Below are 26,556 nucleotides of genomic sequence, written 5' to 3'. Positions count from 1 at the left end.
CTAACGAACGGAGGTGGGGATTTCTGTGCTTTCTTTTCTTTGCCATAAATTGTTGCATAATAGCGCGATAATTGTTAATGAAGCTCCGGCAATTTCAATTTTGTCGACTGTATAACCTTGAAAGATGGAACCGATAAGTGCAAGCACAGGAACTAAATTCATAAATAATATGCCGTTAATAGATGAAATATAGCGATTTCCTGCGTTCCAGCAAAATACTGCGATAACGCCTGCAATAATAGACATATATAAGAGTTCAAAACGAACGTTCATAATTGTAGATAGTGAAGGTACAGTGACAACGTTTGTATAAGTTAAAAAAGTGACGATAGTGATGAGTGAAATTGAGCCAAATAAACAAGTTAACGTCGTATACCTAAGTGGTGACCAAGATTGAAAACTAGCACCACCGTTTGTATAAATGACCCAGCAAGTAACGCCGCACAGCATAAGTATATTTGTTGAGAGGTGACTGGCAGCTCCAAATAATAAGTGAATATTTCCTTTTGAAATGACAAGCATAACACCGATAAGTGCAACGAACATACAAAGGAAAGTGTAGTTTTGTGGGCGTTTGTTTTTAGTTATCCACTGCAATAATAAAGCGATGAGTGGCATAAGAGACTGAATCATCGCGGCATGGATGGCTCCAGACGGTCCGGCAAGTTGTTGTCCGTAGAAAACGAGAAAACCATATCCTGCGAAACCGACTGTTCCGTAAAAAAGTAACGAAAGTGTTTTCTTTTCTAAGCGGAGTGACTTTGTCCCTTCGGTAAGTAATAACAGAATAAGAAAAATAATAGCTGCTGATCCATAGCGAATCGTTGTGAAGAAGAACGGATCGATAAACTGTAAGGCGTTTGCCATGACAGGAAACATAAATCCCCAAGCCGTTACGGCAAGTAAGCATAGGAGGGATCCGAGTAGCATTTGTTTTTTGTTCAAGAGTATCTTTCCCCTTTACATTTCGTTATAGTAAGTTGATGAAATAAGTATAAAGAGTAATTGTTTATAGAAGGAAATATCGATTTTTTATGACAGTTATAACTTTTTGTTAGAGGTGTGTACGATGGATTTAGAGGCAGTACGATCGTTTATTGAAGTGAAAAATACGCGAAGTTTATCAAAGGCGAGTAAAATTTTACATATTTCTCAGCCGGCGCTTAGTAAACAAATTCAAAGGTTAGAGGCCGATTTAGAAGTTACTTTACTGAAGCGTTCCGCGCAAGGAGTGGAGTTAACAGAGGCTGGAGAGTTATTTATAAAAAGAATGTTACCGATTTTGGAACACATACATGAAGTGAAAGCCGAAATGAAGAAATTTCAAGAGAAGAGGAACATTTCAATAGGCATATTGCCAAGTTTAGCAGCACATTACATATCAAAATGTAAAGATACATTAGGTGACGGGTTCGAAATAGAATGGAAAATTGAGCATACGAAAGTACTGATAGGACTTTTTAAAGAACGGAAGATTGAAGCGATGTTCATCGATTCAGTAGTAGAAGGTGCTACGTGTATAAAAGAAATACGAGAAGAAAAAATTGTGTGTGTCGTTTCAAGTGATCATCTTTATAAAGAGAAAACAGTAATTCGAATGGAAGATTTGCAAAATGAAAAGTTAATCGTATACCCAGAAATCTGTGATGTTAGAAAAATGATTACGAATCTGTTTCAAGGGATAGGTGCGAAACCGATTATTGCATTTGAAACTTCTTATGCAGAACCGATGCTTGCGATGGTCAGTGCCGGACTTGGCATCACATTACTTCCAGAAATATCAGTAGAGCAAGCGGTAAGGCAAGGAAATGTGCATGCGATTTCTATTGAACCGCCACTTGTACGTAAAATATATTTCGCATCTCATATGGAAGAAGGCCCTTTGCTGCATTCATTTGATGATGAGAGGTAATCCAAACGGAATATTGAGAAAGATTACAATTGCATTGAAAGAAACATGAAATTTTAAAAAAAACTAGGTCAAAAACAAACCATTACATGGTATGATTAGTACATTGTTAGTTGTTAAATATAGGGGGATTCCCTTTTTATACATAATGCCTTCCATTTCATAAACGGAACGGACAAAAAAAGAGATATAACTAGGAGGCTTTTTTGCATGGATTCTATCCTGACGATCGTTATCATTGTAGTAAGCTCTATTCTAGTGCTGCTCATGATAGAGCTTGTGATAAGAAATCGTTCATATAAAGATATTGAAGCACTTGAGCAGTGGAAACAAGAGATAAAAGATAAACCTGTGGCAGATGAACTGAAGCGGGTGAAAGATTTAAATATGACGGGTCAAACAGAAGAACTGTTTGGTAAATGGCGTGAAGAATGGGATGAAATTGTATCAACAACCATTCCGAAAGCTGAAAAAGATTTAGCGCAAGCGCGAAAATTCGCCTCGCAATTCTCCTTCCGAAAAGCAAAGCATGCGATGAATGAATCCATAAGTGGTTTAGATGACGCTGATAATCGTATTACAGACATTTTAAATGAATTACAGCAATTGTTAGAAAGCCATGAAAAAAATAGCTCGGAAATCGAAGGGTTACGTGATACATATCGTAGTATGAAGAAGAGTGTTCTTGCTCATAGACATATGTATGGAGCAGCAGAGCAGAAAATTGAAGAGATGCTAGACGTTGAATCTGAGAAATTTAAAACCTTTGAAGAAGCAACAAATAATGGTGACTATTTAAAAGCGAGAGAAATTGTTATTAGTTTGGAAGAAGGTTTAGCAGATTTAGAAATCATTATTCACCAAATTCCAGATTTATTGGTAGAGTGTCAAGCGACGTTACCAGTTCAGCTGGAAGATTTATTACACGGACATAATGATATGGTAAGACAAGGTTATGTATTAGAGTATTTGGAAATCCCTAAAGAAGTTCGCGATATGAAGAAACAACTACAAATATGTTTAATGGATATACAGGAGCTTCACATAACGGAAGCGGCTGAAAAAGTAGAAAACTTAAAAACGAGTTTAGATAGCTTCTATGATCAACTAGAACAAGAAGTACATGCGAGACATTATGTGGAGCAAAAAACACTTTCTGTTTATGAAGACTTAGAAGAAATTCGCACTGAAACGATTGAAACAAAAGCAGAAACACAGCTTGTGAAACAAAGCTATCAGTTGCAAGATAAGGACATTGAGTCTCAAAAAGTAATTGAAAAGCAAATGCACATTTTAATGAAACGTTTTGAAATGCTGCAATTACGCGTTGCGGAACAAGATATTGCCTTCTCTATTATTCGTGAGGAACTAGAAGAGATTTATGAGCAATGTGAAACATTAAAAGTACTTCATGCAGAATATAAAGAAATGCTGCAAACGATGCGCAAAGAAGAATTTGAAGCACGTGAGAAGTTACAAGAAATGCGAAATACTATTTTCGAAACGAAACGCTTTATGCAAAAGTCGAATTTGCCAGGGCTTCCAGAGAGCATTATGGAAGATTTAAAAAGAGGACAAATGGCAATGCAAGCTGTATATGAGCAATTAGAAGTGAAGCCGTTAAATATGAATGCTGTAAATAGCAGTTTAGAAGAAGCTTACACAACTGTTAATGGTGTTGCTGAAATGACAGAAGAGTTAATTGGACAAGCGTATTTAGTTGAAAAATTAATTCAATACGGTAATCGTTACCGCAGTCATGATGAAAACCTTGCAGAGAGCTTAAATTATGCGGAGAAATTATTCCGTGAATATCAATACGATGCAGCTTTAGAACAAGCGGCTTCTGTACTAGAGCAACTTGAGCCTGGCGTTGTTCAAAAAATAGCTGAATATGTAGACAATGAACAAACCCTTTCATAAGGGTTTGTTTTTTTGTGTAATTTTGCAGGCGATGTTGCTATAATGAAGAGCGGAATACAGTAAGGTTATTCGTTTTAAAATATAACGGAACCTTTGAGTAGTCTTAGCGTAATGACACGTATTTGTGATATGATTATATGATGTGACAGCGCTGAAAGGGGAAGAACGATGATCTATTTTGATAATAGTGCGACGACAAAGCCATATCCAGAAGCTCTTCAATCGTACGTAACGGTTGCGGGGAAATATTTTGGGAATCCTTCTTCTATTCATTCGCTTGGAGGAGAGGCAGAGCGTCTATTAACACAATCAAGAACAATTGCAGCGCAGCTTCTTCACGTTAAACCTTCTGAAATTATTTTCACATCAGGTGGAACGGAAGGAAATAACCTTGCGATTAAAGGAATAGCGATGAGGAATCGTTCGCGCGGTAAACATATCATTACAACAAATATTGAACACGCGTCTGTGTTTGAAGCATATAAACAATTAGAAGATCTCGGTTTTGATGTAACATATTTACCGGTTAATGAGCATGGTGTTGTATCGGTAGAGGATGTAAAACGAGCGCTTCGTGAAGATACGATTCTTGTGTCAATTATTCACGTGAACAACGAGACTGGAGCAATTCAGCCCGTTGCTGAAATTGGAACTTTATTATCGAATTATCCGAAAATAAGATTCCATGTGGACCATGTACAAGGGATAGGAAAAGTACCGCTTAATTTATACGCTTCTCATATTGATCTTTGCTCAATATCTGGACATAAATTCCACAGTGTAAAAGGAACGGGTCTTCTTTATGTACGTGATGGCGTAAGGTTAGATCCAATTTTATCAGGTGGTCAACAAGAGCTGAAGTATCGCTCTGGTACAGAAAATTTACCTGGCATTGTAGCGATGGTGAAAGCACTTCGCATGACAATGGAACAAGTGAAAGAAAAGGTAGCTCATTTGCAAAGTTTACAAGCAGAGCTTGTTCGTTTCTTTAAAGAAATGGAAGATGTAACGATTAATACGTCGCTTGCATATGCAGCACCGCACATTTTAAACGTATCATTTGTAGGTTTAAAACCAGAAGTGGTCGTTCATGCTTTAGAAGAGCACGGTGTATATGTATCAACGAAATCTGCTTGTTCTTCAAAAGCAAATGAAGTGAGCAGAGTGTTAGTGTCAATGGGAGTACCGCATGCCGCTGCTGCAAGTGCTATTCGCATTAGTTTGGCGCCAGAAAACACGATGGAAGAAGTAAAGCAATTTGAAGGTATTGTGAAAGAGACGATGCCAAAATTATATGAAGTGATGAGGTAAAGGAATATGATGACATATGAATATATTTTAGTTCGTTATGGAGAGATGACGACTAAAGGTAAAAACCGTTCTAAATTTGTAAGCACATTAAAAGATAACGTGAAGTTCAAACTGAAAAAATTCCCGAATATTAAAATCGATGCAACACATGACCGTATGTATATCCAATTAAATGGCGAAGATCATGAAGCGGTATCTGAAAGATTAAAAGATGTATTTGGTATTCATAAGTTTAACTTAGCGATGAAAGTACCATCAGAATTAGAAGATATTAAAAAAGGTGCATTAGCAGCTTTCTTACAAGTAAAAGGCGATGTGAAAACATTTAAAATTACTGTACACCGTTCTTATAAGCATTTCCCAATGAGGACAATGGAATTATTACCTGAGATTGGTGGACACATTCTAGAAAATACAGAAGATATTACTGTAGATGTTCATAATCCAGATGTAAATGTACGTGTAGAAATTCGCAGTGGTTATAGCTATATTATGTGCGATGAGCGTATGGGAGCTGGCGGTTTACCAGTTGGCGTTGGCGGAAAAGTAATGGTACTTCTTTCTGGTGGTATCGATAGCCCAGTAGCAGCGTACTTAACGATGAAACGCGGCGTATCTGTGGAAGCAGTTCACTTCCATAGCCCACCTTTCACAAGTGAGCGCGCGAAACAAAAAGTAATCGATTTAGCACAAGAGTTAACGAAATACTGTAAACGTGTAACGCTTCACCTTGTTCCATTTACAGAAGTGCAAAAAACAATTAATAAAGAAATCCCATCTAGCTATTCAATGACAGTTATGCGCCGTATGATGATGCGTATTACAGAGCGTATCGCAGAGGAGCGTAACGCGCTAGCAATCACGACTGGTGAAAGTCTTGGACAAGTAGCAAGTCAAACATTAGATAGTATGCATACGATTAACGAAGTAACGAACTATCCAGTTATTCGTCCGCTTATTACGATGGATAAATTAGAGATTATTAAAATCGCTGAAGAAATTGGCACATATGATATTTCGATTCGTCCGTACGAAGATTGCTGTACAGTATTCACACCAGCAAGCCCAGCGACGAAGCCGAAGCGTGAAAAAGCGAATCGTTTTGAAGCGAAATACGATTTCACACCATTAATCGATGAAGCTGTAGCAAACAAAGAAACAGTGGTATTGCAAACGGTAGAAGTAGTGGCGGAAGAAGAAAAATTCGAAGAACTTTTCTAAAACCATAAATTACCATATATAAACCGTGTATGAAGTCATGTTATTTATCACACTCTATACTCACAAGGAGGTGATATAACATGTCACGTAGCACAAATAAATTAGCGGTTCCTGGTGCTGAATCAGCATTAGACCAAATGAAATACGAAATCGCTCAAGAGTTTGGTGTTCAACTTGGAGCTGATGCAACAGCTCGCGCTAACGGTTCTGTTGGTGGTGAAATCACTAAACGTCTAGTTTCACTAGCTGAGCAACAATTAGGCGGTTTCCAAAAATAATCTCATATAAGATGGCTTAGAAAGAGCGGGTTCTCCCGCTCTTTCTTTTTTATGTTGTGTCGCCATTTGTCGGTAAGTCGATGTATTTGAAAAACTCTCGATATAATTTCATTTACCAATTCGACAGAACTGAAAAATTTGTCAAAAGAAGAGGGTTCAAAATTTACAGAAAATTCTTTATTATATAAGGGAGGCATAAAGAAAAAGGAGGATGTTTATGAAGAGAGAAGAATTGTTGGCACCGCCGTCTTATAATTTAGTTTCTGAAATAGAGAAATATACAGGTGATAAAGAGAAGCTTGCTTTAATTTGGCAAGATGATAAAGGGAATCGACGAGAAGTTACATACGCTGAGTTAATGAAAGGTGCAAATAAAATTGGAAACGCTTTTATAAAGAGTGGTCTGCAAAAAGGGGACAAGCTCCTCATTATGATGCCTCGCTTAATTGAAGCATACATGACGTATATCGCTGCGATTAAAGCAGGATTTGTCGTAATTCCGAGTTCAGAAATGTTACGTAAAAAGGATATCGAATACCGCATTGGACACGGGGAAGTAAAAGCAATCGTAAGTTATGAGCCGTATATTGGACAGTTTGATGATATAGAAGCGATGGATTCTCTTCAAAAATTCGTTCTGAGCGAGCAGTCAGTAGATGGATGGATTAACTTAAAAACAGCGTTAGAAAAAGAGAGTGATATGTTAGAAATGGCGAAGACAGATAAAGAAGATATGGTCTTTTTATCTTACACGTCAGGAACGACAGGAAATCCAAAAGGTGTTGTGCATACGCATGCGTGGGCATACGCTCATTTGCGTACGAGCGCTCCAAATTGGCTCGGAATTGAAGAGAATGATGTTGTATGGGCGACGGCTAGTCCAGGCTGGCAAAAGTGGATTTGGAGCCCGTTTTTAGCAACTCTAGGCTCAGGGGCAACAGGATTTGTATACCACGGTAAGTTTGAACCGAAAACGTATTTAAATTTATTAGACGATAATAAGGTGAATGTGCTTTGTTGTACGCCGACTGAGTATAGATTAATGGCAAAGGTAGAAAATTTAAGCGAGTACAATTTAGAAGCGTTACATAGCGCTGTATCCGCAGGTGAGCCGTTAAATAGAGAAGTCATTGAAACGTTCCAAAAGCACTTTCATATTACAGTGAGAGATGGCTATGGGCAAACGGAAAATACATTGCTTGTTGGTGTAATGAAAGGGATGGATATTAGACCAGGATCAATGGGAAAACCAACGCCAGGCAACCACGTTGATATCGTAAATGAGGAAGGTATTCCGGTTAAAGTAGGCGAGGTTGGTGATATTGCAGTTCACATTGAAACGCCAGCCCTCTTTAAACAATATTACAAAGACGATGAGCGTACAGCGATGCAATTCCGCAGTGATTATTATATTACTGGTGATAAAGCGAAGAAAGATGAAGAAGGCTATTTCTGGTTTGAAGGGCGCGGTGATGATATTATTATTAGCTCTGGTTATACAATCGGGCCGTTTGAAGTAGAAGATGCGCTCGTAAAGCATCCTTACGTAAGAGAATGTGCAGTTGTCGCAAGTCCTGATGAAATTCGCGGAAGTGTCGTGAAGGCATTTATCGTATTAAGAGAGAATATAGAAAAGAGCGAAGAAACATTAATTCCAATACTTCAACAACACGTCAAAGAACTTACTGCACCATATAAATACCCTCGCAAAATTGAATTTGTAGACGAACTACCAAAAACGATTTCCGGAAAAATTCGCCGTATTGAACTTAGAAAACAAGAGATGGAGATTCCTTCAAAATAATTTTGAAAATAGTGAAATAAATAGTTGAATGAAGTATTAAGCATATGATATTATAAAAACGAACGTAAGTTCGGTTTTATAAATTAAAAAGAAGAGGTGTCCGTATGATTTTAGGTATTAATCCGTACTTAGTTTTAGATGGTAGTGGGCAAGAAGCTGTACAGTTTTATAAAGAGGCGTTAGATGCAAAAGTAGAAGTCATGCAAACGTTTGGTGATATGCCTGAAAATCCAGAATACCCGGTTCCAGCTGAAGCAAAAGAGCGTGTTTTACATGCTACTTTAAAAGTTGGTAATACGGATCTTATGATTTCTGATACATTCCCAGGTCAAGGGCATGCAATTGGATCTCAAGTAACAATTGCAATTCAAATTAGTAACGCGGAAAAAGCGAAAGAAGTATTCAATAAGTTACAAGAGGGTGGCGAAGTTATTATGCCACTTCAAGAAACATTCTGGAGCCCAGCATACGGACAAGTAAAAGATAAATTTAATATTGAATGGCAAATTACAACGTCTACTACTGAACAAAAGTAATGTTTAGAAAAGCACCATGTTTTGAAATGGTGCTTTTTTTTATACAATAAAACAAAGGAGATGGGATATATGGGAGAAATTTGGTACGGCGGCACCATTTACACGATGAGAGAAGAAAATGAAAAAGTGGACGCTGTTTACGTTGAAAAGGGTATGATCGTTGATGTTGGAAGTAAAGAAGAGTTAGAAAGCCGATATGCTGCGGTTACATTGCACGATTTAAAAGGCAAAACAATGATTCCAGGTCTCGTTGATAGCCATATGCATCTTATTGGTCACGGGGAGAGATTACTTCGTCTAGATTTATCAAATTGCACATCGTATAGCGAAGTGCTTACTCACGTTCAGAAGCGCGTAGAAGAAGCCCCAAAAGGTTCTTGGATTATTGGAGAAGGATGGAATGAGAATAACTTTACAGATACGAAAGATGTTCACGCGCGTGATTTAGATGAAATTTCGAAAGACCATCCGATTTTATTAAAGCGAGTTTGTCGTCACGTTACATGGGTGAATTCATACATACTGCAAGAAGCGAATATAACAGAAGCGACAGAAGATCCAAAAGGCGGAAAAATTGGCCGTGATTCATCAAATATGTTAACAGGGCTTTTATATGAACAAGGACAAGAGTTAATTAAACATGTGCAGCCTGAAATTGATGAAGCCTATTTACAAAGAGCTCTGCAAACAGCGATTAAAGATTGCTGGCAATATGGTCTCGTTGGTGGGCATACGGAAGATTTGAATTATTACGGTGGTTTTAGAAAAACGCACAATGCGTTTTCTCATGTTATAAAGGAAATGCCATTTAAAGCACATTTACTCGTTCATCATGAAGTAGCACAGGAACGAAAGGAATATGAAAATGAGCATTATATTGAATTTGGGGCAATGAAAATTTTTTCTGACGGTTCTTTTGGCGGAAGAACAGCATTATTAAGTGAACCGTATGAAGATGCGAAGGAAACGAATGGGGTTGCGATTTTCTCACGTGAAGAACTTGCGAAATTAGTGAAGAAAGCACGAGATTTACATATGCCAGTTGCGATTCATACTATCGGCGACTTATCGCTTGAATATGTCATTGATGCACTTGAATTATATCCGCCAGCAGAAGGATTACGTAACCGCATTATTCATTGTCAGTTAGCTCGTGAAGAGTTGATTGAAAGAATGAAAAAATTACAAGCCATTATTGATATACAGCCAGTCTTTGTTTCATCGGATTTTCCATCAGTCATTGAAAAACTAGGCGAGCATCGTCTTCGTTATGCGTACGCTTGGAAGACGTTACTGGAAGCGGGATTACACTGTAACGGGGGCTCGGATGCTCCGATTGAGCAAGTGAATCCGTTTCTAGGCATATATAGCGCTGTTACACGTAGAAGTTTTATTGACGATGTGTGCTATATGCCAGAGGAAAGGTTAACGGCATATGAGGCTGTCTCTTTATTTACAACAGGAAGTGCCTATGCAATTGGAAAAGAAGAGAAGCGAGGGCAAATTACAAAAGGATATGAAGCGGACTTTACGATATTAGACCGCAATATTTTTGAAATAGAGGCAGAAGAAATAAAAGAAGTACAAGCAGAGATGACCGTAATAGATGGCAAAGTCGTCTATAGAAAAGATGCGTAAAAATATATGAGCGATTATCGGAATATATCGACGGTAACTCGAAATATATCGACTTACCGACAAAAACTGACAAGAATAACGGCCGGATAGCGAGAAGTTGTTGTTCGCGCCAATCGAGGTAAATAAATAACCGTAGAATTATGGGCCACCATAATTCTACGGTTATTTTAATACTATAAAAACGTTCTCTGTACTTTTTCCCAGAAAGAGTTATTTTTTAATTTAACTGTTTTAATTTGTTTATCGCTTAAGCGTACAACAGCTTTTTCCACTTGTTTAATGCTAAGCGCTTCATTATCCATACCGATAACAGGATAATCGTTACCGTCTGGTCTTAGTTTTAAAGTTAATGTACGTTCGTGATTTAAAATGAACGGTGAACCGAGCGTGCGGTATGTGTTGTTATTTAAAGATGCTAATTCACTTACTTGGAAGCAAGGGATAAGCGGGTCAACAACTGCACCACGTAACGATTTATTATAAGCTGTACTTCCTGTTGGGGTAGAAACAACTAAACCGTCACCTCTAAATGTTTCGAAATATAAATTATCAACGTGAACGTCTACAACGAACGTTTTAATAATGCTAGAACGTAATGAGAACTCATTTAAACAATGGAAGGATGTGCTGCCATCCACATCTACCTCAATTGTTGGATATTTTCGCACTTCAATTTCATTTTTTGTAATTTCTTGAAGGGCTATATCAACGTGATCAATATGGAAATCGCAGTAGAATGAAATTTCATCTTTCGTAGAAATCCCTGCGTATAAACAATCTTCCCTAAAACCAGTTTTACGAACGGCTTGTAAGAAAGTTGCATCATCTCCAACACTGACGATAGCGTTTGCATTTTTTGGATGATCTAATATGGTAAATCCATTCTCTTCTAAAATACGATAGATTGGTTTCATTTTTTCAACGAGCTTTGCTTTGTCATCACCATAAAAGAAAAATAAATTGCGACGATCTGCCATTATGTATCCCTCCACTGCAGTTAAATTTTCTATGCTTCGTGCTACATATCATTAGAGTCCGTTCCCTGATGATATGTTCAAATAATATATTTCGATATAAATTGTCAAAATACCTTTTTATTTTTAGAAAAATTTTTATATTCAATCTTATGAAACTCTGTTTAATGATGAATAAAGTTGTCGATAATGGGTACGGAGTGAAAGGATGATACGTATGAAGTGGTTCGTAATTGGAATAATAATTCTTCTCCTTTTTATTTTGCTTATACTATTGTCGAAAATAAAGCTTAAAGTGACATTTTTATATTCAGAAATGGAAAAGCAATGTTTGTTTCAAGTGAAAATATGGATGATTCGCTATACATTTGATGTGTTGGAAAGAATTGAGAAGCAACAGAAGAAAACAGGGCAAAAAATCGAAAAAGCTGAAGAGGATGGCGGGCTCGATAATAAAATTATGGCACAACTTGATAGCATCGGGGAACTGATAAAAAAGCTTCAAGAAGTTCATACTATCGTTAAAGATTTTCTCAAACGAGTGAAAATCAATGGTTGGAGATGGCACACGCAAATTGGTGCAGGTGATGCAGCTAGTACTGGAATTGTTACCGGATATGCATGGGGGACAAAAGGAATGGCTGCTGGAGTTGTAGGACAATATATGCATATTGTCGACGTACCAGAATTTGAAATTACTCCTGTTTTTCAAGGGAAAGGGTTTGCGTCAAGATGTGAATTAACAGCATCCTTTCGTATATTCCGTGCTATAAAAACAGGTATTAAATTAATCGCGTTTATGAGAAAACAAAGATCTGGTACGACTGAAAACTCTGTTCAAGCATAAGGGGGGATATAGAATGGACCATCCAATTCAAGGTTTAATGACAACTGCAATGCAGCATTTAAAACAAATGACTGATGTAAATACAATTGTAGGCGATCCAATTAAAGCGGCAGATGGAAGTGTAATTCTTACCGTTTCAAAAGTTAGCTTCGGATTTGCTGCAGGTGGAAGTGAATTTGGTAAAATAGAACATTCAGGCCGTCATCCATTTGGCGGGGGAAGTGGTGGAGGAGTTTCTATTAATCCTGTTGCTTTTCTCGTTATAAATGGAGAAGGCGTAAAAGTGTTACATTTAGATAAGCAAACACACGTCATCGATAAAATAATTGAATTAGCGCCACAAGCTGTTGATAAAGTGAAAGAAATGATGGATAAACGAAAAGAAGACGATCCGGAATTTCAAATTTAACGAATAAAGAAGCTAATCAATGGATTAGCTTCTTTAATTTTTTTGTAAATAAAGCGATTTTATTTGCATTATCGATAGGGACAAACTATCATTTACATTGTACATATTTTGTTTAAATAAGGGAGGATTTTCAAGTGGCAAACGTAACTTTTAAAGGTAACCCAATGACTTTAGTTGGAACAGAAGTTAAAGTTGGCGATCAAGCGCCAAACTTCCAAGTGTTAGCAAATGACTTATCTCCAGTAAGTTTAGAAACATACAAAGGTGAAGTGAAATTAATTAGTGTTGTACCTTCAATCGACACAGGTGTGTGTGATGCACAAACACGTCGTTTTAACCAAGATGCAGCAGGTATTGAAAACGCGAAAGTATTAACAATTAGCGTTGACTTACCATTTGCTCAAAAACGCTGGTGTGCAGCAAACGGTTTAGAAAATGTTGTTACACTTTCTGACCACCGTGACCTTTCATTCGGTGAAGCTTACGGCTTAGTAATGAAAGAGCTTCGTTTACTTGCTCGTGCGGTATTCGTAGTAGATAGCAACGACAAAGTAGTTTACGTAGAATACGTAAGCGAAGGTACAAGCCATCCAAACTATGAAGCAGCATTAGAAGCAGCAAAAGCTGCAAAATAATGTGAACGAAGATGACCTCTTTGTAAGAGGTCGTCTTCTCTCATATATTGCTATATGGAATCGATATACGAGAGAAGACGTTACATCATACATCACTAAAAAGGGAGCTCTTAAAAAGAGGTCGCTTTTTCTTTTGGGAAAAAATCAGATTATGGTATGATATAAGTTATGTGTAAAAGAGAGAAGGAGGAATGTACGTGAGTCAGACAGTAGAAACTTTATTTTCTATTTTTGATTCTTCTGCGGTAGTTTTACGTAAAGAATTAGATGTAACATATTTAGAGGCGCTTGTAGAAACAGGGGATAACTTGTTTGAAGGAGCGATTTTACAAGAGGAATTATCAGAATCAGCAATTGAAAGGCTGGATCGTGAATATAGTACGTTTAATGAAGAAACATATAAAGGTGAAGAAATTCGTAAAGCATTTCAGTTAGCCATCTTAAAAGGAATGAAAGAAGGCGTACAAGCGAATCACGAAATGACGCCTGATGCAGTTGGTATGTTCATGAGCTACTTATTCCATAAATTTATGAAGGGTCAAAATGAAATTACTGTGTTAGACCCTGCAATTGGAACGGGTAACTTGATGACGACAGTTTTCAATAGTGCTCAAGAAAACATTACGATGAGTGGATTTGGTGTAGAAGTGGACGAAGTGCTAATTAAACTTGCTTTAGTAAATGCGAATTTACAAAAGCATGCAATCGAATTCTTCCATCAAGATGGACTAGCACCGCTTTATATCGATCCAGTTGATGCAGTCGTTTCAGACTTACCGGTTGGTTACTATCCAAATGAAATCGGTGCAAGTGAATATAAGTTAAAAGCAGATGAAGGAATGTCATATGCCCACCACCTATTTATTGAACAAAGTGTGAAGCATACGAAAGAAGGCGGATACTTATTCTTCCTAGTACCGAACTTCATTTTTGAAAGTGATCAAGCACCAAAATTGCATGCATTTATTAAAGAAACATGCTTTATTCAGGGGTTATTACAGCTACCTGTTTCCATGTTTAAAAACGAGAAAAATGCAAAAAGTATATTTGTTCTCCAAAAGAAAGGCCCTAGTGTAACGATGCCAAAACAGGCGTTATTAGTGGAGTTACCTAAATTCTCCAACATGAAGGCGATGGAGGACATTATGGACCAATTAAATACTTGGTTTGCAACGCATAAATAAGGCCAGGTATATGTAACAGGGTTAGTAATTCATGTAGTACAGTTTTATATGATATGTCATATTTTTAAATATATACAAGATTTAACTGAATTTTTTTGAAATCTGTAATATATTTTTTTTCTTGGTGTTACAATTTTTTCACTTGAAATATATGTCGTACGATGTTTAAATTAAAATCGTGAGTATAAAATTTGCTAATGATGAAACGTTTTCATATTTAGTAAATTTGATCAGATAAAATCGAGCGGTTTGTGGAAACATCCACACAACTACCAAGAGAAAAAGGGGCGAAAGACTAGATGTCAAAAATCATCGCGATTAACGCAGGAAGCTCTTCCTTAAAATTCCAATTATTTGAAATGCCAAGTGAAACAGTATTAACAAAAGGTTTAGTAGAACGTATCGGTTTAGAAGATAGTATCTTCACTATTACTGTAGATGGCGAAAAACAAAAAGAAATTACAAACATTCCAGATCACGCAGTAGCAGTTAATATGCTTCTTAAAAAATTAACTGAAAACGGAATCGTTAAATCTCTAGACGAGATTGGCGGTATCGGTCACCGTGTTGTTCACGGCGGCGAAAAATTTGCTGACTCTGTTCTAATTACTGATGAAGTATTAGCTGATATCGAAGAATTAAGCGATTTAGCACCACTTCACAACCCAGCAAACGTTGTTGGTATTAAAGCATTCCAAGAAGTATTACCAAACGTACCAGCAGTAGCAGTATTCGATACAGCATTCCACCAAACAATGCCGGAATCTGCATTCCTATACAGCTTACCATATGAGTACTATGAAAAATTCGGTATCCGTAAATACGGTTTCCACGGAACTTCTCATAAATATGTAACTGAGCGTGCAGCTGAGCTATTAGGTCGTCCACTTGAAAGCTTAAGCTTACTTTCTTGTCACTTAGGTAACGGTGCAAGTATCGCAGCAGTAGAAGGCGGTAAATCTATCGATACTTCTATGGGCTTCACTCCACTTGCTGGTGTAACAATGGGTACACGTTCTGGTAACATTGACCCTGCGTTAATTCCATACATCATGGAAAAAACAGGCCAAACAGTAGAAGAAGTAGTTAACGTATTGAACAAGAAGAGTGGTATGTTAGGTCTTACTGGTTACTCTAGTGACCTACGTGACATCATTGCGAAAGAAGAAGAAGGCGATCACCGTGCGAAAGTAGCACTTGATGTATTCGTAAGCCGTATCCACAAATACATCGGTTCTTACACTGCTCGTATGAAAGGTGTAGACGCAATCATCTTCACAGCTGGTGTAGGTGAAAACAGTGCGATTATTCGTGAACGCGTATTAGAAGGCCTTGAATACATGGGCGTATACTTCGATGCAAAACGCAATAACGTATTCGGTGAGGAAGCATTCATCAACTTCCCACATTCTCCAGTAAAAATTATTGTAATTCCAACTGACGAAGAAGTTATGATCGCTCGTGACGTACTACGTCTTGGAAACATTGGTTAATATATGAAAAGAAAAAAGACGAGATCCTATAGGATTTCGTCTTTTTTCCTTTGAATATAGTTTAAAATTCCATCTGGATATAGTGCTTTTTTCTCCTGAATGAATGCTGTAATGGGAATCCATTTCGCATATGACACTGTTTGCTCATCTTGTATCTTCACTTTTTCCATTCCATATAGTGATGTGTCTAATAAGCGTAAAGAATATAGTTGAATGATTTCATGAGCAATTTCTCCATCAAGATGAAAGATATTTTCTAAGCAACCTAAATAATCGGTGATTTCCACTTCTGTATGAAGCTCTTCTTGAAATTCACGAATAACGGTATGTGCTGATTTTTCACCAAGTTCAATTGAACCGCCAAGAGGCCGGTAATATGTTTCATCGCCTGTATGATATTCTTGTACAAGAAGGCGACTGTCATGTATAGCAAGACCGAAAGCTTTTGCACGTGGATACATATACAATCACTCCTTATTTATCCCGCTTTAACGGGCAGTAAGATCCCCATCTCAAAATTCAGCGGAAGCAAAGAAGTTAGGTGGGGGATCAACTGTCCGTAAAAGTCCGATTGGTGAGGGCTGATAATCAGTGGGGGATGAACAAAACCCCCACTGATTAAAGTTTCACTTTATTTTGTATAAGGATGATTATAATGTATTGCGTAATAAAAGTGTCGTGTATTTAAGAATGTGGTCGAATTACGATGCCATTAAATAAGTCATTCCAAAATGCTTCATTGTACTGAAATACATCCATAATAGGACATTTTATAACGCAAATATTTTGCAATCCCCAATCTTCTTCCGTAACAGTTGGTACATCTTCAGGAATGAGTAATAGGACAGAGAATGTATGTGTAACGATTTGAGATAAAATATGTTCTAAGGAACGTGCTTCTTCGTATGTTCCTCCAGTTCGAATAAACAATATGGATTGTGCCGTTTCAATTGTATTTAGAAAACGAGTAATACGATGCTTATAATTTAGTTTGATTTCTGTATAAGAAGGCCAAGAAGTTGGTGTGTTTACATCTGTTTTAAAGTCGTGGCAGGAGTCGATTTCATATAGATTGTCCCGGAGTCTTAATTTCGCACCATCATCCCAAAATGAGATGAAGGATAAGTTTTCTAACTGTAAAAAACGGTCAAATCGATTTTGTAATAATATATTCACTTTTTCTAATGATGGGCTTAGCATAAAATCAATAACGCCAAAAAATGGTGATAATTTGAATTGATATAATGCCCAAGCAGGCCAGCAGTTTTGTCCTAAACTGAATACTGCATGATATTCTTTTTTTATATCGGATAGATTCATGTGATTTATCTCATCCTTTTTGTTAATATTTTATGTCACTAAAAATGGTATGTGAATAAAGATAGACAAGCATATTTGCAAAGAATAAGCAGAAATATGTTACAATAGAAAAAAATCGAACGAGGTGGTTGTTACGATGCGATCGAAGCGAGAACAAGCCATTTTAGACAATATAAAAGAATGGGAATCGCAATTAGTTGAGCAAGAAGCGACTGATTTTCAAAAACTGTTTGATAAATGGGTACATACTACAATTGCGAAACTACCTGAGAAAAAACGAAAAGATTTCTTTACGAAAGCAGATGGATGGCTCTTTCATTTGCATGCATTGATTCAAAGTTCACAATCACAGTTAGATGCGCGTAATCGTATTTTAGGAACATCGAGATTATTTGATGAATCGATTGAGCAACTAGAGGATTTAAAAGCATTATCTATTGACCAATTAACATACATAGCAGAGCAGCAAACAGCACGCCATCGCCTATATTCATTCGTACAAGGCGGAGCAACGGGTGCTGGAGGTTTATTATTATTAACAGCTGATTTTCCGGTTATGATTGCGTTAAATGTGAAGGCTGTCCAACTTATTGCAACGTCATTTGGGCATGATGTGAACAAGCCGTATGAAATGATGCTTGCGTTAAAAGTATTTCATGCGTCATTACTACCAGGAAGACTTCAGCAATACGCATGGTACAATTTACTGCAAGAGCTAGAACAAGAAGATTCCTTCTTCTACGAAGGAGATGAAGCGGTGTTACAACCAGCTTCTACTGAAATTATTTTAAAACAAATTTTGAAAACATTTTCGATTTATGCTCTTCGTCGTAAATTATTCCAAGGTATTCCGGTAATTGGAATGGCAATCGGGTCTACAGTAAATTATCGTTTAACAAGAAACGTTACTGAATTTGCAAATAGATTTTATCAAGTGCGCCACATAGTCGAGAAGGAAAAACGGGCATAAAAAAAGCGAGAGGCCGAAGCCTTTCGCTTTTTTAATTTGTTGCATGCTTTTTGGACATTGGAATAGATACTGGCTGCTTTTCTTCTGCTTTTTCTGTTTTTGGATAATAAATTAAATCCAATGTTTTTGCCTGTACGGCAATTGAAAGAATAGTAAAAGCAATTTCTGTCCAATTTAAATAATATAATGAAAGCGCAAGAACAATCGCGTCAAAGACGAAGAAAATTTGCCCAATTGTAAAACGTGTTTTTTTACTTAATACAATTGTTAAAATGTCGTCTCCACCGGTTGCACCGCCAAATCGCAATATAAAACCGAGTCCAATACCAGCTAACGCACCGCCAACTACTGCAGCTATAAATAAATTGTTTGATAAATCGACCGTAAATGGAGAATAATTTTCCATAAGAGAATAAAATACTCCGAATGAAATTGAACCTAAAAATGAATAGCCAACCATTTTTCTACCTAACAATGACGCACATAGTAAAATAATTGGGATATCCATCATTACAGTTGAAATAGATGGTGAAATATCATAAAAATTTTGGATGAATAGTGCGATACCTACAAAGCCACCTTCTGTTAAGTGGTTTTGGAAGTGAATGTGATATAGCGCTGCTGCTAAAATAAATGAACCGATTAAAACCATAAAAACTTCTTTAATAATTTGTCGACTTTGGATGTTCCTCATCGTTATTCCTTCTTTCCGTAGTTAGTAGTCCTTTTTTGTGTTGTAAACTAACTACGAGCTCACATGTAGCTTCAGTTAGTTTACGAAAAAACTAACTACGCTATATGTCGCTGAAGAAATAACGAATAATCCTCTCGTCCATCAATTCTCCCTACTTTCGTTTTAGTTTAAGTCTTAAAACGACTAAACAAAACGTGGAGTAGGATTCTTCATTTAGCAATCCTGCTCTTCTTTGTTTTGTTTAGCTAGTAACAATTAAGCCCTAAACAAAACGCTATGTGTAAGAAGAGTCTTTTTTTTGCCAAATTATCCTTCGGGCAATCATAATTTCCCCACTCTCGTATTTTTTTCGCTAGACTAAAGTATCTGAGCTGGAAAATACGCTACGTGTATGATTCGTCAATACGATGCCACATGCTCCTTCGAGCGATCATGATATCAAAATCCCTTCCTTCAAGATTTATATTATTATATCATACTTTCAAAAAATGTATGCGGATGGAAACCGACAATAAACGGAGGAAATCTACAAAAATTGTTATGTTTAAATATTTTTGTAGAAAAGCCTAAGTTATTTTGGAGAATTGGACAGTTTTTTTAGTTTGTCCAATAAGTAAGAAAAGAAGAGTTTCTATTCAGTTGTATTTTTATCATCATTTTTATCTTTAAAAAACGCATCCCAGCTAATCACACTTAAAAAAGTTAAAGCGATAATAACGAAAGCGCGCATAAGTGTAAGGCCTCCTTTTGTACATAGTATATGAATCATTTACTTTATAATGTGTCATATTTTTACAAATTTTAACTATTATGAGAGTATATTAATATAGATAGATAAAGAGGAGAGTGAAAATATGCTAAAAGACATGTTTAAAAGAAAAGAGTTAACATGTGTTTCATGTCAGAAAAAGATTCAATATGAAGAAGAGCTTGTTGCTTTTGTAAAGTTGCCGAAAGAAAGAAGTATATTAGTTGGTCCATTTGATGCGTGTTTGGCAAAAACAGCACAAGAAATATATTGTAAATCGTGTTACGACAAAAAAGCATGACCCAAAGTAATTGAGGGGCATGCTTTTTTTATTGGTGTGCTTTCCCCTCAGATACATTTTGAGTGAGTCGATACCAAAGCCAAAGGTCATTAATGATGGAAGCGAGATCGGCAATTTCTGAATTCAGTTTGCAAGAAATTTCGAAGTCTTCTTCGTTATTTAAATGATGCTGTTTTGCATTAATATAATGTTCGAGTTCTTTTATACGATCAGGAATCTTTCCGCGAACTTGTTCCCATTTTAATAAAATCGCATGTTGCACTTTTTCGGGGATATCTTCCCAGTCTTCTTGTAAATGCGGAATTTCAATTCCGAGATGATTATCGTATAAGAAATACTTTTCCATAAGTTCACCCCCGTTTTCCTGCTTATATTGTACAAAAAAATAGAAAGAAGTTCGACGAAATTGTTTGAAAAAATTTGAAAATGACTCTTGATACATTTTGTAAAAGGTGTTAAAGTGTGAATTATTATAAAGTAAAATGAATATTTATTCTTTAGGGGGATGCAAAATGGAGAAGAAAAAAGTTGTATTAGCATATTCCGGAGGTCTTGATACTTCCGTTGCAATTAAATGGTTACAAGAGAAGAATTATGATATTATCGCGCTTTGTTTAGACTTAGGGGAAGGTAAAGACTTAGCATTTGTAAAAGAAAAGGCACTTTCAGTAGGTGCAATTAAATCATATATGATTGATGTTCAAGAAGAATTTGCAAATGAATATGCATTGATGGCGATGCAAGCGCACACGTTATACGAAGGGAAATACCCTCTCGTTTCAGCGTTATCACGCCCACTTATCGCGAAGAAATTAGTGGAAATTGCAGAACAAGAAGGTGCGACTGCAGTGGCACACGGATGTACAGGGAAAGGGAATGATCAAGTTCGTTTTGAAGTTTCTATTCAAGCGTTAAATCCTTACTTAGAAGTGATTGCGCCTGTACGTGAATGGAAATGGTCACGTGAAGAAGAAATTGCCTATGCAAAAGAAAACGATGTACCAATTCCGATTAATTTAGATAGCCCGTTTTCAATCGATCAAAATTTATGGGGACGTAGCAATGAATGTGGCATTTTAGAAGATCCATGGGCAGCGCCGCCAGAAGATGCATATGAGATGACATTAGCATTAGAAGATACACCGAATAAACCAGAGTTTGTAGAAATCGGCTTTGAAGCAGGCGTACCGACGACTTTAAATGGTACTGCATACCCACTTTCAGAACTTATTAAAACGTTAAATGCACTTGCTGGAAAACATGGCGTTGGACGTATCGATCACGTAGAAAATCGCCTTGTTGGTATTAAATCGCGTGAAGTATACGAATGCCCAGCAGCGATGACATTAATTACGGCGCACAAGGAACTGGAAGATTTAACACTCGTAAAAGAAGTAGCTCACTTTAAACCGATGATTGAGCAGAAAATAACAGAACTTATTTATAACGGTTTATGGTTCTCGCCTTTAAAACAAGCGCTGAATGCTTTCTTACAAGAAACGCAAAAGAATGTAACAGGCATGGTGCGTGTGAAATTATTTAAAGGCCATGCGATTGTAGAAGGACGTAAATCTGAGTACTCTTTATACGATGAAAAATTAGCAACGTATACTGCTCAGGATGAATTTAATCATGATGCAGCAGTTGGATTCATTTCATTATTCGGTTTACCGACGAAAGTATACAGCCAAGTGAATCAAAAGAAGGTGGAAGCGTGAGCAAACTTTGGGGCGGACGTTTTACAGAAGAAGCGGAAGCGTGGGTTGAAGAGTTCGGAGCATCCATCTCCTTCGATCAACAATTAGTAAATCAAGATATAAACGGAAGTATTGCACACGTAACGATGCTAGCAAAGCAAGGCATCGTTACGAAAGAAGAAGCAGAGAAAATAAAGATAGGTCTTCAATATTTATTAGAAGAAGCGAAACAAAATAAATTGCATTTTTCCGTTGAAGCGGAAGACATTCATTTAAATATCGAAAAGATGTTAATTGAAAAAATCGGTGAAGTAGGCGGGAAACTTCATACTGGCCGAAGTCGTAACGATCAAGTAGCGACAGATATGCATTTATATTTAAAAGAAAAAGTAGAACATATTATAAAAGCTACAAAACAATTGCAAACTGTTCTTGTTCATCAAGCAGAAAATAATATTGAAACAATTATGCCTGGTTATACGCACTTGCAGCGTGCCCAGCCAATTTCATTTGCGCATCATATTCTCGCTTATTTTTGGATGTTAGAGCGTGATGTGAATCGTTATGAAGATTCATTAAAGCGTATTAACATTTCCCCATTAGGAGCAGGAGCGTTAGCAGGAACGACATTCCCAATTGACCGAGAATATAGTGCGGAGCTTCTTGGATTTAATGGAATGTATGAAAATAGTTTAGACGCAGTAAGCGATCGTGATTTCATACTGGAGTTCCTAAGTAACTCCTCTATGCTTATGATGCACTTATCACGCTTTTGCGAAGAACTTATTTTATGGAGTAGCCAAGAGTTTCAATTTATTGAAATGAGCGATCAATACGCAACGGGAAGCAGCATTATGCCGCAAAAGAAAAATCCAGATATGGCGGAACTAATCCGTGGTAAAACAGGCAGAGTATACGGTAATTTATTTAGTTTACTTACAGTAATGAAAGGATTACCGCTCGCTTACAATAAAGACTTGCAAGAAGATAAAGAAGGAATGTTTGATACAGTAAAAACAGTAGAAGGATGCCTTCATATTATGGCAGGCATGCTAGAGACAATGACTGTAAACAAAGAAAAAATGGGGCAAGCTGTAACGCAAGATTTCTCTAACGCAACAGAAATTGCCGACTACTTAGCAAACAAAGGACTACCGTTCCGTCAAGCTCATGAAATTGTTGGAAAGCTAGTGCTGCACTGCACACAAAAAGGAATTTATTTAGTAGATGTACCACTTGCAACGTATAAAGAAATGAGCTCGTTATTTGAAGAAGATTTGTATGAAGTGCTGTCACCGTATGCGGCTGTAAAGCGCCGTAACAGTGCTGGCGGGACTGGGTTTGAACAAATTGAAAAGGCTTTGGAGAAGGCGAAGGGGTTAGTTGGAGAGTTTGTGGGAAGTTGATTGATAAGAAAGAAGGTACGCTAACCTTAGTAGAGGGAAGTGTACCTTCTTTTGTAATTTTTATAGCCTAAAATTAATCATACTTATGCCGATCTTCCGTAATTCGAATATACTCAATATCCATCAAATCTCTAAGCAATGCACCGTTACTTAGTTCCACACCATGTTTCTCTTTAAAATGAGTACGAATCGTATCTAACATTTCGATTTCTTTTCCATTCACATCTAAAATAATACGTTCAGAATCATCCATATAGCATCCTCCTTTTTTAAACATATATATTTTGTCCGTCTATTTCTAAAAAATGTATGTTAACCTAATGTTAGGAAATAAGAAAGGGATGGAAAATGAGACGTATTTATTTTATAGGTTTAATTTTGTACACATTAATTGTATTACACAGTGCATTCCCAAATATCTTTTCATTTGAGGATGTAGAGACAGTACACGTTGGGATATTTATCTGTATTCTATTTGTAGTAGATTGCTGTATTTCGATATGGCTTTCGAAAAGAAAACATGTACATGATAAAAAAGAGATAGAACGAAAAAAGAGAAAACGTTCATTTTGGATGATGACGTACTGTTTATCCTTAGCGCTTACTGCTGTCTTTTTTAGTGAGCATGTTCCATTAGAAAGATTAAATATTGGCTTTGGAGCGTTCGTATTTGCATACTATTTTTTCATGCACTTTCTTCCTTATATGAAAGAAAAGCGAGGAGAAGAGGAAGATCCGCTTGTAGAAGAAGCGAGAGAACAAGAGCATAAGAGAATAGAAGAAGATATAAAGAAACTAGGGGAACAAAAATGGTATTTGAAATCTAAAATCATATATGTTCTTTGCTTTATTACGCCGCCAATTGGTTATTTGTATGTATTCTGCCTTCGTAAAAAAATGACAGAAGATGCAAGGCAATCTTATTTAACAGTAGCTACGATTATGATGGCATTGTGGTCTTTGAAGTTTCTTCCGCCTTATGTGTTGGCAGTAGCTATTAGTGTGCTAGTTTGTCTTGTATTTATAGTGAAGTATGTGAAATAAGTTGTAGTTATATAGACTACAGCTATATAATTATAATTGTAATAATATTATATAATGATTTATTTAAAAAAGGGGATGCGGTATGGGTTTAATAAAATCAGTAACTGGAGCAGTGTCTAAAGCTGCAGCTGAAGTAGTGGGCGGTGCGATAGAAGTAGTAGGCGAAGTTACGAACAGTAATTTCATAAAGGATGTTGGAAAAGGGGTTAATAAAGCTACGGTTAAAACTGGAGAAATCGTTGGGAATCTTGCTGATGGGACGTATGATGCTATAGGCGGTCTCATTACAGATGATAAACAGCAAGCGAAGCGAGGATACAAAGAAATACTGGGAACGGTTCAAGATACGGCAACGACAATTGGGAAAGGTATTGTACATGTTTCAGAAAAGGGAGTTGAAACGGTGCAAGCGATACGGGAGGGAGATACTGATAAAGCGATAGAAGCAGGAAAAGAATTAGCGAAGGTTGCAGCTGTAGGCGTCTTCTCAGTTGGAGTTATTGATATAATTGATGGTGTGGATGGAATCGCCGACGGAGTAGAAGGCGATAGTGTAGCACAAGCATCAGCTCCAGAAGCAATGGATGTAGAATATGCAGCGGAGGAAAACCCGAATACTCATCATGTAACACCCCATGAAAGAGTTTTACCTGACGGGAGAACAATATGGGTAGATGGTGATGGCGATACGAGTGTAAATACACAAGGAGGCTGGGAACAGCATAATCCAGATTACAGAATTCTTAAAGTGTAAATGAAAATAGGGTAGATAAGAGGAAGCCTCTTATCTACCCTATTTATTTTTATAAATTAAAGCTCACCTTGCTCCTCATCACCACGAACAACAAGGACATCGCATTTCGCATAGCGAATAATATGTTCAGAGACGCTACCAATTAGGAAACGCTCAACAGCATTTAAACCAGTTGCACCACACATAATTAAATCTACTTTATGATTTGGAGCAATTTCTTTTGAAATTTTTGATTTAGGATTACCAAATTCTAATACAGTTTCAATTTTTTCAAGGCCAGCTTCAAGCGCAGTTTTTTTGTAGTCTTCTAATAAGTCTTCTGCAAATAGATTTGCACGTTCAGCAATTGCACGGCTATAAGCTTCTACTGCTGAGTATGCTTTTACATCAACGATATGAGCAATAGTTAATGTTGCATTGTTGCGTTTTGCGACTTGAATTGCTTTTTTAAAGGCTTTTTCTGCTTCTTTAGAACCATCCACCGCGATTAAAATATTTGTATATGTATTATTCATAGTAAATTCCTCCCAATCATTTTTATTACCGTTTACAACTTTATTATAAAACAAATTTTGGTAATGTGCTTGTCGGAAACGTTACAGAATTTCGAAAACTCTGTTTTGATTCATTTTAGTTGTAATTGGCGCAAGAACTTGTTACATATGAACTATAGCAATTTAAAAGGGGGCCGTTTTGTGAGACACGCGCTCATTACAGCCGGTACGAAAGGTTTAGGAAAGCAAGTAACAGAAAAATTATTGGCTAAAGGCTATTCAGTAACAGTAACATATCATAGCGATATCACGGCTATGGAAAAGATGAAAGAAACATATAAAAATATGGAAGAGCGTCTACAATTCGTGCAAGCGGATGTCACGAAAAAGGAAGATTTACATAAAATAGTAGAAGAAGCGATAAGCCGTTTTGGCAAAATTGATTTCTTAATTAATAATGCTGGTCCATATGTATTTGAACGAAAAAAGTTAGTCGATTATGAAGAAGATGAATGGAATGAAATGATTCAGGGTAATTTAACAGCGGTATTTCATTTGTTGAAACTTGTCGTTCCAGTTATGAGAAAACAGAACTTTGGCCGTATTATTAATTACGGATTCCAAGGGGCAGATAGCGCACCGGGATGGATTTATCGTTCAGCTTTTGCGGCAGCGAAAGTAGGACTTGTTTCATTAACGAAAACAGTTGCTTACGAAGAAGCGGAATATGGTATTACTGCAAACATGGTATGTCCTGGTGATATTATTGGTGAAATGAAAGAAGCGACAATTCAAGAAGCACGTCAGTTGAAAGAACGTAACACACCAATTGGTAGATCTGGAACAGGCGAAGATATCGCAAGAACGATTTCGTTTTTATGTGAGGACGATTCCGATATGATTACCGGTACAATTATTGAAGTGACTGGTGCAGTAGATGTTATTCATAGACATCGATAGAGAAAA

At 36.9% G+C, this 26,556-nt stretch carries 28 protein-coding genes; 20 read left to right on the top strand and 8 right to left on the bottom strand.

All coding sequences use genetic code 11. The features are described from left to right. Window positions 1-945 carry a DMT family transporter gene (locus PDQ68_RS05355; RefSeq protein WP_016718671.1) on the bottom strand — a complete coding sequence of 315 codons (945 nt, stop codon included), beginning with the start codon at window positions 943-945 and terminating at the stop codon, window positions 1-3. 124 nt (window positions 946-1,069) lie between these two features. Here PDQ68_RS05355 and PDQ68_RS05350 point away from each other — a divergent pair, with 124 nt between their 5' ends. The 8 genes from PDQ68_RS05350 to PDQ68_RS05315 all read left to right on the top strand — a co-directional run bounded on the left by PDQ68_RS05350 (window position 1,070) and on the right by PDQ68_RS05315 (window position 10,620). Further along, window positions 1,070-1,912: a LysR family transcriptional regulator gene (locus PDQ68_RS05350; RefSeq protein ID WP_016718670.1), complete on the top strand. Its 843-nt coding sequence runs from the start codon at window positions 1,070-1,072 to the stop codon at window positions 1,910-1,912. Window positions 1,913-2,119: 207 nt separating this feature from the next. After that, a complete protein-coding gene (gene ezrA / locus PDQ68_RS05345; RefSeq protein ID WP_016718669.1) occupies window positions 2,120-3,832 on the top strand; it encodes a septation ring formation regulator EzrA in 1,713 nt (570 codons plus the stop codon). A 168-nt stretch (window positions 3,833-4,000) separates the two neighbouring features. Then, window positions 4,001-5,143: a cysteine desulfurase family protein gene (locus PDQ68_RS05340; protein ID WP_000638965.1), complete on the top strand. Its 1,143-nt coding sequence runs from the start codon at window positions 4,001-4,003 to the stop codon at window positions 5,141-5,143. Between the two features lie 6 nt (window positions 5,144-5,149). Continuing rightward, window positions 5,150-6,364: a tRNA uracil 4-sulfurtransferase ThiI gene (gene thiI, locus PDQ68_RS05335; protein WP_000989284.1), complete on the top strand. Its 1,215-nt coding sequence runs from the start codon at window positions 5,150-5,152 to the stop codon at window positions 6,362-6,364. An 80-nt stretch (window positions 6,365-6,444) separates the two neighbouring features. Continuing rightward, window positions 6,445-6,642 carry an alpha/beta-type small acid-soluble spore protein gene (locus tag PDQ68_RS05330; protein WP_000091639.1) on the top strand — a complete coding sequence of 66 codons (198 nt, stop codon included), beginning with the start codon at window positions 6,445-6,447 and terminating at the stop codon, window positions 6,640-6,642. Between the two features lie 217 nt (window positions 6,643-6,859). After that, complete coding sequence (gene mbcS, locus PDQ68_RS05325; RefSeq protein WP_270786600.1) at window positions 6,860-8,446, top strand: acyl-CoA synthetase MbcS; 1,587 nt, start codon at window positions 6,860-6,862, stop codon at window positions 8,444-8,446. A 104-nt stretch (window positions 8,447-8,550) separates the two neighbouring features. Beyond that, entirely contained in the window at window positions 8,551-8,982 is a 432-nt protein-coding gene (locus tag PDQ68_RS05320) for a VOC family protein (RefSeq protein ID WP_016718666.1), read from the top strand. A 69-nt stretch (window positions 8,983-9,051) separates the two neighbouring features. Next, complete coding sequence (locus PDQ68_RS05315; protein ID WP_270786599.1) at window positions 9,052-10,620, top strand: amidohydrolase; 1,569 nt, start codon at window positions 9,052-9,054, stop codon at window positions 10,618-10,620. A gap of 173 nt (window positions 10,621-10,793) precedes the next feature. Here PDQ68_RS05315 and PDQ68_RS05310 read toward each other — a convergent pair whose 3' ends face one another. Further along, window positions 10,794-11,597, bottom strand: a complete 804-nt coding sequence (locus PDQ68_RS05310) for an NAD kinase (RefSeq protein ID WP_000785165.1) — start codon at window positions 11,595-11,597, stop codon at window positions 10,794-10,796. A gap of 205 nt (window positions 11,598-11,802) precedes the next feature. Between PDQ68_RS05310 and PDQ68_RS05305 the strand changes: the two genes are divergently transcribed. The 5 genes from PDQ68_RS05305 (at window position 11,803) to ackA (ending at window position 16,162) form a co-directional block, all read left to right on the top strand. Then, the gene (locus tag PDQ68_RS05305; RefSeq protein WP_014893477.1) at window positions 11,803-12,441 is read left to right on the top strand and encodes a DUF2953 domain-containing protein; all 639 of its coding nucleotides are present in this window, start codon (window positions 11,803-11,805) and stop codon (window positions 12,439-12,441) included. A 13-nt stretch (window positions 12,442-12,454) separates the two neighbouring features. After that, complete coding sequence (ytfJ, locus tag PDQ68_RS05300) at window positions 12,455-12,850, top strand: GerW family sporulation protein (protein ID WP_000350002.1); 396 nt, start codon at window positions 12,455-12,457, stop codon at window positions 12,848-12,850. 134 nt (window positions 12,851-12,984) lie between these two features. Beyond that, complete coding sequence (tpx, locus tag PDQ68_RS05295) at window positions 12,985-13,485, top strand: thiol peroxidase (RefSeq protein ID WP_000024530.1); 501 nt, start codon at window positions 12,985-12,987, stop codon at window positions 13,483-13,485. A gap of 197 nt (window positions 13,486-13,682) precedes the next feature. Then, window positions 13,683-14,669, top strand: a complete 987-nt coding sequence (locus PDQ68_RS05290) for a class I SAM-dependent methyltransferase (protein ID WP_016718664.1) — start codon at window positions 13,683-13,685, stop codon at window positions 14,667-14,669. 299 nt (window positions 14,670-14,968) lie between these two features. After that, window positions 14,969-16,162, top strand: a complete 1,194-nt coding sequence (ackA, locus tag PDQ68_RS05285; protein WP_000034576.1) for an acetate kinase — start codon at window positions 14,969-14,971, stop codon at window positions 16,160-16,162. 26 nt (window positions 16,163-16,188) lie between these two features. Here ackA and PDQ68_RS05280 read toward each other — a convergent pair whose 3' ends face one another. After that, window positions 16,189-16,623 carry an NUDIX hydrolase gene (locus PDQ68_RS05280; protein WP_016718663.1) on the bottom strand — a complete coding sequence of 145 codons (435 nt, stop codon included), beginning with the start codon at window positions 16,621-16,623 and terminating at the stop codon, window positions 16,189-16,191. A 223-nt stretch (window positions 16,624-16,846) separates the two neighbouring features. After that, complete coding sequence (locus PDQ68_RS05275) at window positions 16,847-17,482, bottom strand: DUF1796 family putative cysteine peptidase (RefSeq protein ID WP_061183833.1); 636 nt, start codon at window positions 17,480-17,482, stop codon at window positions 16,847-16,849. A 136-nt stretch (window positions 17,483-17,618) separates the two neighbouring features. Between PDQ68_RS05275 and PDQ68_RS05270 the strand changes: the two genes are divergently transcribed. Further along, entirely contained in the window at window positions 17,619-18,452 is an 834-nt protein-coding gene (locus PDQ68_RS05270; RefSeq protein WP_001256870.1) for an EcsC family protein, read from the top strand. A gap of 31 nt (window positions 18,453-18,483) precedes the next feature. On the opposite strand, the gene PDQ68_RS05265 is transcribed toward PDQ68_RS05270, so the two are convergent. Then, window positions 18,484-19,146, bottom strand: a complete 663-nt coding sequence (locus PDQ68_RS05265) for a YitT family protein (RefSeq protein ID WP_001244531.1) — start codon at window positions 19,144-19,146, stop codon at window positions 18,484-18,486. Window positions 19,147-20,000: 854 nt separating this feature from the next. Here PDQ68_RS05265 and PDQ68_RS05260 point away from each other — a divergent pair. After that, entirely contained in the window at window positions 20,001-20,195 is a 195-nt protein-coding gene (locus PDQ68_RS05260; RefSeq protein ID WP_000910290.1) for a hypothetical protein, read from the top strand. 28 nt (window positions 20,196-20,223) lie between these two features. On the opposite strand, the gene PDQ68_RS05255 is transcribed toward PDQ68_RS05260, so the two are convergent. Further along, window positions 20,224-20,541: a hypothetical protein gene (locus PDQ68_RS05255; RefSeq protein ID WP_061183834.1), complete on the bottom strand. Its 318-nt coding sequence runs from the start codon at window positions 20,539-20,541 to the stop codon at window positions 20,224-20,226. Window positions 20,542-20,707: 166 nt separating this feature from the next. On the opposite strand from PDQ68_RS05255, the gene PDQ68_RS05250 reads away from it, so the two are divergent. Both PDQ68_RS05250 and argH read left to right on the top strand, forming a co-directional pair. After that, on the top strand, window positions 20,708-21,913 hold the full coding sequence (locus PDQ68_RS05250; protein ID WP_000412314.1) for an argininosuccinate synthase: 1,206 nt from the start codon (window positions 20,708-20,710) through the stop codon (window positions 21,911-21,913). After that, window positions 21,910-23,298, top strand: coding sequence for an argininosuccinate lyase (gene argH / locus PDQ68_RS05245; RefSeq protein ID WP_016718661.1), 1,389 nt, complete (start codon window positions 21,910-21,912; stop codon window positions 23,296-23,298). The genes PDQ68_RS05250 and argH overlap by 4 nt, the downstream gene beginning before the upstream one ends. Window positions 23,299-23,371: 73 nt before the next feature. Here the strand turns inward: argH and PDQ68_RS05240 are convergent, their stop codons facing one another. After that, window positions 23,372-23,551 carry a hypothetical protein gene (locus tag PDQ68_RS05240; RefSeq protein WP_000342760.1) on the bottom strand — a complete coding sequence of 60 codons (180 nt, stop codon included), beginning with the start codon at window positions 23,549-23,551 and terminating at the stop codon, window positions 23,372-23,374. Between the two features lie 95 nt (window positions 23,552-23,646). Here PDQ68_RS05240 and PDQ68_RS05235 point away from each other — a divergent pair, with 95 nt between their 5' ends. Both PDQ68_RS05235 and PDQ68_RS05230 read left to right on the top strand, forming a co-directional pair. After that, window positions 23,647-24,342, top strand: coding sequence for a hypothetical protein (locus PDQ68_RS05235; RefSeq protein ID WP_016718660.1), 696 nt, complete (start codon window positions 23,647-23,649; stop codon window positions 24,340-24,342). 82 nt (window positions 24,343-24,424) lie between these two features. After that, on the top strand, window positions 24,425-25,096 hold the full coding sequence (locus PDQ68_RS05230) for a hypothetical protein (protein WP_016718659.1): 672 nt from the start codon (window positions 24,425-24,427) through the stop codon (window positions 25,094-25,096). 56 nt (window positions 25,097-25,152) lie between these two features. On the opposite strand, the gene PDQ68_RS05225 is transcribed toward PDQ68_RS05230, so the two are convergent. Continuing rightward, complete coding sequence (locus tag PDQ68_RS05225) at window positions 25,153-25,611, bottom strand: universal stress protein (protein WP_001066673.1); 459 nt, start codon at window positions 25,609-25,611, stop codon at window positions 25,153-25,155. 147 nt (window positions 25,612-25,758) lie between these two features. Between PDQ68_RS05225 and PDQ68_RS05220 the strand changes: the two genes are divergently transcribed. Then, complete coding sequence (locus PDQ68_RS05220; RefSeq protein ID WP_061183835.1) at window positions 25,759-26,550, top strand: SDR family oxidoreductase; 792 nt, start codon at window positions 25,759-25,761, stop codon at window positions 26,548-26,550. Window positions 26,551-26,556 lie beyond the last annotated feature (6 nt).

The sequence above is a fragment of the Bacillus cereus group sp. Bc010 genome (assembly GCF_027716745.1).
Classification (GTDB): domain Bacteria; phylum Bacillota; class Bacilli; order Bacillales; family Bacillaceae_G; genus Bacillus_A; species Bacillus_A pacificus.
The sequence above is the reverse complement of the archived record's forward strand: the minus strand, read 5'-3'. Positions and strand labels throughout refer to the sequence as shown.